We start from the raw sequence: 8,048 nt of genomic DNA on the forward strand, positions 1-8,048 counted from the left end.
GCTGACAAAGACTGATTGATCGTCGTATGCTTTTTCATGGGCTCGCCCTCGCTGTCGTTGGCTTCTATAAGAATGCCACCGTGGCGCATAGACGCCTCGGCTTGGGCGAGTCCATCTAATTACAGGAAAGCCGGGCAATAAAAAGCCCGACATCATCATCGGGCTGGAGGTGGCCAGGCAGGCCGGTAAATCTGTAGGTTGCCGCTAGCCTAGCCGTGTATTGCTTTCTGTACAGCTTTTTCCCACACCTTTTCTATTATTGATCCTGTGAATATTTGAATATTGACGGGTGGCTAGCCTGTGGGCCGGGTTCTGAAATGACTGGAAAGTCGCGTTTTTCCTAGCCTTTGGAGCGATTGACAATTGCTCGGAATTGGATGAAGGTGGCGTACCCAAATCAAACGGGCGTATGAATTGAGCGTTTGCCTGTCAGACGACTCATACAAAACCCGACTATCGCACTGGCGGGTGTGCCTGGCGGATTGGCGTGAGCATTGATTCAACTGTCAATGTCAAACCAGAGACCAGCGTCCAGTGTGTACTGTTCAGCTTCCATATCGTGGAGATCAGTTGATGATTTACGAAGGTAAAGCCATCACGGTTAAGGCTCTTGAAAGTGGCATCGTCGAACTCAAATTCGACCTCAAGGGTGAGTCCGTCAACAAGTTCAACCGTCTAACCCTGAACGAACTGCGTCAGGCCGTAGACACCATCAAAGCAGATGCTTCGGTCAAGGGCGTGATCGTCTCCAGCGGCAAGGACGTGTTTATCGTCGGCGCTGACATCACCGAATTCGTCGACAACTTCAAGCTGCCCGATGCCGAGCTGGTGGCTGGCAACCTCGAAGCCAACAAGATCTTCAGCGATTTCGAAGACCTCAACGTGCCGACCGTTGCTGCCATCAATGGCATCGCGTTGGGCGGCGGCCTGGAAATGTGCCTGGCGGCAGACTTCCGTGTCATGTCCGCGACGGCCAAGATCGGCCTTCCGGAAGTCAAGCTGGGCATCTACCCAGGCTTTGGCGGTACCGTGCGCCTGCCGCGCCTGATCGGTGCCGACAACGCGATCGAATGGATCGCCGCCGGCAAGGAAAACAAGGCTGAAGACGCACTGAAAGTCGGTGCCGTCGACGCTGTAGTGGCTCCGGACAAACTGGCCGAAGCCGCGCTGAACCTGATCAAGGGCGCCATCAGCGGCGAATTTGACTACAAGGCCAAGCGTCAGCCGAAGCTGGAAAAACTCAAGCTCAACGCCATCGAACAGATGATGTCGTTCGAAACCGCCAAAGGTTTCGTGGCCGGCCAGGCCGGCCCGAACTACCCGGCGCCGGTTGAAGCGATCAAGACCATCCAGAAGGCCGCGAACTTCGGTCGCGACAAAGCCCTGGAAGTGGAAGCGGCAGGCTTCGTCAAACTGGCGAAAACCTCGGCGGCCCAGAGCCTGATCGGCCTCTTCCTGAACGATCAGGAACTGAAGAAAAAGGCCAAGGCCTACGACGAAATCGCCAAGGACGTGAAACAGGCCGCCGTACTCGGCGCCGGTATCATGGGCGGCGGTATCGCCTATCAGTCGGCGTCCAAAGGCACGCCGATCCTGATGAAAGACATCAACGAGCACGGTATCGAACAGGGCCTGGCCGAAGCCGCCAAGCTGCTGGTGGGCCGCGTTGATAAAGGTCGCATGACCGCTGCAAAAATGGCTGAAGTGCTCAACGGCATTCGTCCTACGCTGTCCTACGGCGATTTCGGCCACGTCGACCTGGTGGTCGAAGCGGTTGTCGAAAACCCGAAGGTCAAGCAAGCCGTACTGGCTGAAGTGGAAGCCCAGGTCAAAGATGACACCATCCTGGCCTCCAACACCTCGACCATTTCCATCTCGCTGCTGGCCAAGGCCCTCAAGCGTCCGGAAAACTTCGTCGGCATGCACTTCTTCAACCCGGTGCACATGATGCCGCTGGTGGAAGTGATCCGTGGCGAGAAGTCCAGCGAGCTGGCCGTGGCCACCACCGTTGCCTACGCCAAGAAAATGGGCAAGAACCCGATCGTGGTCAATGACTGCCCGGGCTTTTTGGTCAACCGCGTGCTGTTCCCGTACTTCGGCGGTTTCGCCAAGTTGGTCAGCGCCGGTGTGGATTTTGTGCGCATCGACAAGGTCATGGAAAAATTCGGCTGGCCCATGGGCCCGGCGTACCTGATGGACGTGGTCGGCATCGACACCGGTCACCACGGTCGCGACGTCATGGCTGAAGGCTTCCCGGACCGCATGAAAGACGACCGTCGTTCGGCTGTCGATGCACTCTACGAAGCCAAGCGCCTGGGCCAGAAGAACGGCAAGGGCTTCTACGCCTACGAGACCGACAAGAAGGGCAAGCAGAAGAAAGTGGCCGACCCGTCGGTGCACGAAGTACTCGCTCCGGTCATCTACGAACAGCGTGAGGTGTCTGACGAAGACATCATCAACTGGATGATGATCGCCCTGTGCCTGGAAACCGTGCGTTGCCTGGAAGACGGCATCGTCGAAACCGCCGCCGAAGCCGATATGGGCCTGGTGTACGGTATTGGTTTCCCTCCATTCCGTGGTGGTGCGCTGCGTTACATCGACTCCATCGGTGTGGCCCAGTTCGTTGCCCTGGCTGATCAGTACGCTGATCTGGGCCCGCTGTACCACCCGACCGCGAAGCTGCGTGAAATGGCCAAGAATGGCCAGAGCTTCTTCGGTTAAGTGCCCAGACGACTAGAGCGAGAATATTTATGAGCTTGAATCCAAGAGACGTCGTGATCGTCGACTTCGGTCGTACGCCGATGGGCCGCTCCAAGGGCGGCATGCACCGCAACACCCGCGCCGAAGACATGTCGGCGCACCTGATCAGCAAAGTGCTGGAGCGCAACACCAAGGTCGACCCGAACGAAGTCGAGGACGTGATCTGGGGCTGCGTCAACCAGACCCTGGAGCAGGGCTGGAACATCGCACGCATGGCGTCGTTGATGACCCAGATCCCGCACACCGCGGCCGGCCAGACCGTCAGCCGTCTGTGTGGTTCGTCGATGAGCGCGCTGCACACCGCTGCGCAAGCGATCATGACCGGCAACGGCGATGTGTTCGTGGTCGGCGGCGTGGAGCACATGGGCCACGTCAGCATGATGCACGGCGTCGATCCTAACCCGCACATGTCCCTCTACGCGGCGAAAGCCTCGGGCATGATGGGCCTGACCGCGGAAATGCTCGGCAAAATGCACGGCATCACCCGTGAAGCCCAGGACGCCTTCGGCCTGCGCTCCCACCAGCTCGCCCACAAGGCGACTGTGGAAGGCAAGTTCAAGGATGAAATCATCCCGATGAACGGCTACGACGAGAATGGTTTCCTGAAACTGTTCGACTACGACGAAACCATTCGTCCGGACACTACCCTGGAAAGCCTGGCGGCCCTCAAGCCAGCCTTCAATCCAAAGGGCGGCACCGTGACAGCCGGTACTTCCTCGCAAATCACCGATGGTGCTTCGTGCATGATCGTGATGTCGGCGCAGCGTGCCCAGGACCTGGGTATCCAGCCGCTGGCCGTGATTCGTTCGATGGCAGTGGCGGGTGTGGATCCGGCGATCATGGGCTATGGTCCAGTACCGGCCACACAAAAAGCCTTGAAGCGCGCGGGCCTTTCCATCTCCGATATCGACTTCTTCGAGCTCAACGAAGCTTTCGCCGCACAGGCCCTGCCAGTGCTGAAAGATTTGAAAGTACTCGACAAGATGAACGAGAAGGTTAACCTGCACGGCGGTGCGATTGCCCTGGGCCACCCATTCGGTTGCTCCGGTGCGCGTATCTCTGGCACTTTGCTTAACGTGATGAAGCAAAATGGCGGCAACCTTGGGGTTGCAACCATGTGCATTGGTCTCGGCCAAGGCATCTCTACCGTCTTCGAACGCGTCTAAACGTTCGGTTGACGGAAGCCGGGGCCCAGTGCCCCGGTTTTTGTTTTTTGGAACTTTTAAATATTTTTTTTCAACAAATTTTGCATGAGGGCCAGAGCATGAAAGTCGAACCAGGGCTCTACCAGCATTACAAGGGGCCGCAGTACCGTGTTTTCAGCGTGGCGCGCCACTCTGAAACCGAAGAAGAAGTGGTGTTTTACCAAGCGCTGTATGGCGAATACGGCTTTTGGGTGCGCCCTTTGAGCATGTTCCTGGAGACCGTCGAAGTTGACGGCGAGCAGGTCCCGCGCTTTGCTTTGGTCACGGCCGAACCCAGTCTTTTTACAGGGCAATAACGGCAGGTCGCGCAGAATGCTGCGCTTGACCTCATCCGGTTGCCACTATATATAGCGTTGCCGCGTCAGGCGCCAACTGCCTTTCACTTCTCGAATTCAGGAATTTTCCGATCCATGGGCAAATCGCTGGTCATTGTGGAATCCCCGGCTAAGGCCAAGACCATCAACAAGTACTTGGGCAACGAGTACGTGGTGAAGTCGAGTATCGGCCATATCCGAGACCTGCCCACCAGCGGTTCGGCTAGCGCCAGCAAGGAGCCTGCCGCCAAGCGCGGCAAGGCCGCCGCGGGCGAAGGTCCGGTACTCACGCCTAAAGAAAAAGCGCGCAAGCAACTGGTTTCGCGCATGGGTGTGGACCCGGACCATGGCTGGAAGGCCAAATACGAAATCCTTCCGGGCAAGGAAAAGGTCATCGAAGAGCTGCGCCGGCTCGCCAAAGATGCTGACACCATCTATCTCGCGACGGACTTGGACCGCGAAGGGGAAGCCATTGCCTGGCACCTGCGCGAAGCCATCGGCGGTGATGACAGCCGCTACAAGCGCGTGGTGTTCAACGAAATCACCAAGAAAGCCATTCAGGAAGCCTTCTCCAAGCCGGGCGAGCTGGACATCGACCGTGTCAACGCCCAGCAGGCCCGTCGCTTCCTCGACCGCGTCGTCGGCTACATGGTCTCGCCACTGCTGTGGGCGAAGATCGCTCGTGGCCTGTCCGCCGGCCGTGTGCAATCGGTGGCAGTCAAGCTGGTGGTGGAGCGTGAGCGCGAGATCCGTGCGTTCATCCCTGAAGAATACTGGGAAGTTCACGCCGACCTCGGCACTGCCAAGGGCGCCAATGTGCGCTTTGAAGTGGCCCGTGAGAAAGGCGAGGCCTTCAAACCGCTGAACGAAGCCCAGGCCATGGCCGCGCTGGAGAAGCTCAAGGCTTCCAGCTACAGCATCGTCAAGCGTGAAGACAAACCGACCAGCAGCAAGCCGTCGGCGCCGTTCATCACCTCCACCCTGCAACAAGCCGCGAGCAACCGCCTGGGCTTCGGGGTGAAGAAGACCATGATGATGGCCCAGCGTCTGTATGAGGCTGGCTACATCACGTATATGCGTACGGACTCCACCAACCTGTCGCAAGACGCGGTGGCGATGGCGCGTACCTATATTGAAAGCGAATTCGGCAAGACCTACCTGCCGGAGAAGCCGAACGTCTACAGCAGCAAGGAAGGCGCACAAGAGGCTCACGAAGCGATTCGTCCTTCCGACGCCAACACCACGCCTGCCAAGCTGAGCGGCATGGAGCGCGACGCTGAGCGCCTCTACGAGCTGATCTGGCGCCAGTTCCTGGCTTGCCAGATGCTGCCGGCGCAATACCTGTCTACTACCGTCAGCGTGGGCGCGGGCGATTTCGAGTTGCGTGCCAAGGGCCGTATCCTCAAGTTCGACGGCTACACCCGTGTGATGCCGCAGATCGCTAAGCCTGGCGATGATGATGTGCTGCCGGACATGGCCCAGGGCGACACGCTCAAGCTGATCAAGCTCGACCCGTCCCAGCACTTCACCAAGCCGCCGGCGCGTTATTCCGAAGCCAGCCTGGTAAAAGAGATGGAGAAGCGCGGTATCGGTCGTCCGTCGACCTACGCGGCGATCATCTCCACCATCCAGGACCGTGGCTACGTTGCGCTGCACAACCGTCGTTTCTATTCGGAAAAGATGGGTGACATCGTGACCGAGCGTCTGTCGGAGAGCTTCTCCAACCTGATGGACTACGGCTTCACTGCCGGCATGGAAGAGAACCTCGATGACGTGGCCCAGGGCGAACGCGACTGGAAAAACGTGCTGGACGAGTTCTACGGCGACTTCAAGAAAAAGCTCGAAGTGGCTGAGAACCCCGAGAACGGGATGCGCGCCAACCAGCCGGTGATGACGGATATTCCGTGCACTACCTGCGGTCGACCGATGCAGATTCGTACCGCCTCCACCGGCGTGTTCCTCGGTTGCTCGGGCTACAGCCTGCCGCCCAAAGAGCGCTGCAAGGCGACCGTCAACCTGGTGCCGGGCGATGAAATCGCGGCTGACGACGAGGGTGAGTCCGAGTCGCTGGTGCTGCGTGGCAAGCATCGCTGCCCGATCTGCAGCACGGCGATGGACGCCTACCTGCTGGACGAGAAGCACAAGCTGCACATCTGTGGTAACAACCCGGATTGCAACGGCTACGAGATCGAAGAGGGCACCTATCGCATCAAGGGCTATGAAGGCCCGAGCCTGGAATGCGACAAGTGCGGCAGCGAGATGCAGCTCAAGACTGGCCGTTTCGGCAAGTTCTTCGGGTGCACCAACCCAACCTGCAAGAACACCCGCAAACTGCTGAAAAGCGGTGATGCGGCGCCGCCGAAGATGGACCCGGTGAAGATGCCCGAGCTCAAGTGCGAGAAGGTCAACGACACCTACATCCTGCGTGACGGCGCTTCGGGGCTGTTCCTGGCTGCGAGCCAGTTCCCGAAAAACCGCGAGACCCGTGCGCCACTGGTGATGGAGATCGTGCCGCACAAGGACGAGATCGATCCGAAGTACCACTTCCTGTGTGAAGCGCCGAAGAAGGACCCGGATGGTCGCCCAGCCGTGATCCGCTACAGCCGCAAGACCAAGGAGCAGTACGTGCAGACCGAAGTGGACGGCAAGCCTACTGGCTGGAAAGCGTTCTACGACGGCGGCAAGTGGAAGGTCGAGGACAAGCGCCAGGGCGCTTGATCCGCTAGTCTGTTAACGCCAAAAGCCGTCTGTATAGACGGCTTTTGCTTACTGTAGGATTGAGCTTGTTGTGGCGAGCAAGCTTGCTTGCGCTGGGGTGCGAAGCGCCCCCAATAGCTGGCGACTGCTACGCAGTCGAGCGGGAGCAAGCTCCCTCGCCACAGCAAGCTCGCTCCTACGCAGTCAGCATCATGCCTATTCGTTGTGGAGATTGCCGTCATGGCCAACGAACTCTATACCCGTACCAACCAGAAAATTTACTTCGCGGGTTTATCCCTGGAGGCCCTTAGCCGTGCCGAGGAAGGGAAAGAGATGAACGCCATCGCTCTGGTACAGGCGGGGCGCGAAGCGGCGTTGTTCCACCTGTACGGTGCCTTGCTGGGGCTCTGCCATGAAATCGCCGGGTTCTACCGCCTACCCCAGGCCGGTGCGCCGCGTGCAGAAATGATCATGAATCGTGAAGTGCTGGACGCCATGGCCATCCCCGAGTTGGCCGAACTGGTGGAAATGGCCCAGAGCCCCGACAGTTGGGTGGCGCGGCTGCTCAAAGCCCATGCGGATATGTTTCAGCCGCCGCGTATTCCCCATGTGCCCAAGGGGGATGTCACCCAGCCGCTGATCGTCGCCGTGGCCTTGGAACAGGATGAGCCCAAGCCGTTGAGCCGCGAAGAGTTGGAAGGCTGGCGCCAGGAGTTGAAGAAGATGGCGCTGCGCTTTCGTGAAGGGCTCAACGAGTGCTGAAGGAGTAAATGAGGGGGCTGGCTGCGCAGCGACGCTGAACCTGTGTCGAGGGAGCTTGCTCCGCGACGGCCGGACGGCCGACGCTTATCTACCTGACGCCCTAGGATCGAAACGTGGGAGCTGGCTTGCCTGCGCTGACGGCCTGCCAGCCGACACCTATCGAGCTGATGCCCCGCGTTCAATCTGTGGGAGATTCTATGGTTGAGGGGCAACCCTCAACCAACTTTTGGTTGATATTCGCTTTGCCCTTTCAGCAGAGCGAACACCACCCGAGCAAGCTTGCGGGCCAGTATTACCAACGCCTGTGTGG

The 8,048-nt window shown here is 58.9% G+C and carries 5 protein-coding genes; all 5 read left to right on the forward strand.

The window, feature by feature from the left end:
• Positions 1 to 573: 573 nt before the first annotated feature.
• The 5 genes from fadB (at position 574) to JJD66_RS27575 (ending at position 7,738) form a co-directional block, all read left to right on the forward strand.
• The gene (fadB, locus tag JJD66_RS27555) at positions 574 to 2,721 is read left to right on the forward strand and encodes a fatty acid oxidation complex subunit alpha FadB (protein ID WP_003189649.1); all 2,148 of its coding nucleotides are present in this window, start codon (positions 574 to 576) and stop codon (positions 2,719 to 2,721) included.
• A 29-nt stretch (positions 2,722 to 2,750) separates the two neighbouring features.
• The gene (fadA, locus tag JJD66_RS27560; RefSeq protein ID WP_003189650.1) at positions 2,751 to 3,926 is read left to right on the forward strand and encodes an acetyl-CoA C-acyltransferase FadA; all 1,176 of its coding nucleotides are present in this window, start codon (positions 2,751 to 2,753) and stop codon (positions 3,924 to 3,926) included.
• Positions 3,927 to 4,024: 98 nt separating this feature from the next.
• A complete protein-coding gene (locus tag JJD66_RS27565) occupies positions 4,025 to 4,261 on the forward strand; it encodes a DUF1653 domain-containing protein (RefSeq protein ID WP_003189651.1) in 237 nt (78 codons plus the stop codon).
• A gap of 114 nt (positions 4,262 to 4,375) precedes the next feature.
• Positions 4,376 to 6,997 (forward strand): type I DNA topoisomerase, encoded by a 2,622-nt coding sequence (gene topA, locus JJD66_RS27570; RefSeq protein ID WP_003189652.1) that lies wholly within the window; start codon positions 4,376 to 4,378, stop codon positions 6,995 to 6,997.
• A 219-nt stretch (positions 6,998 to 7,216) separates the two neighbouring features.
• Positions 7,217 to 7,738, forward strand: a complete 522-nt coding sequence (locus JJD66_RS27575; protein ID WP_200649490.1) for a DUF6586 family protein — start codon at positions 7,217 to 7,219, stop codon at positions 7,736 to 7,738.
• Positions 7,739 to 8,048 lie beyond the last annotated feature (310 nt).

The sequence above is a fragment of the Pseudomonas sp. MF6751 genome, from assembly GCF_016613265.1.
In the GTDB taxonomy this organism is placed as follows: domain Bacteria; phylum Pseudomonadota; class Gammaproteobacteria; order Pseudomonadales; family Pseudomonadaceae; genus Aquipseudomonas; species Aquipseudomonas fluorescens_BV.

Coding starts and splice junctions, on each gene's coding strand:
- fadA (WP_003189650.1), top strand. CDS start 2,751: ATGAGCTTGAATCCAAGAGACGTCGTGATCGTCGACTTCGGTCGTACG.
- fadB (WP_003189649.1), top strand. CDS start 574: ATGATTTACGAAGGTAAAGCCATCACGGTTAAGGCTCTTGAAAGTGGC.
- JJD66_RS27575 (WP_200649490.1), top strand. CDS start 7,217: ATGGCCAACGAACTCTATACCCGTACCAACCAGAAAATTTACTTCGCG.
- topA (WP_003189652.1), top strand. CDS start 4,376: ATGGGCAAATCGCTGGTCATTGTGGAATCCCCGGCTAAGGCCAAGACC.
- JJD66_RS27565 (WP_003189651.1), top strand. CDS start 4,025: ATGAAAGTCGAACCAGGGCTCTACCAGCATTACAAGGGGCCGCAGTAC.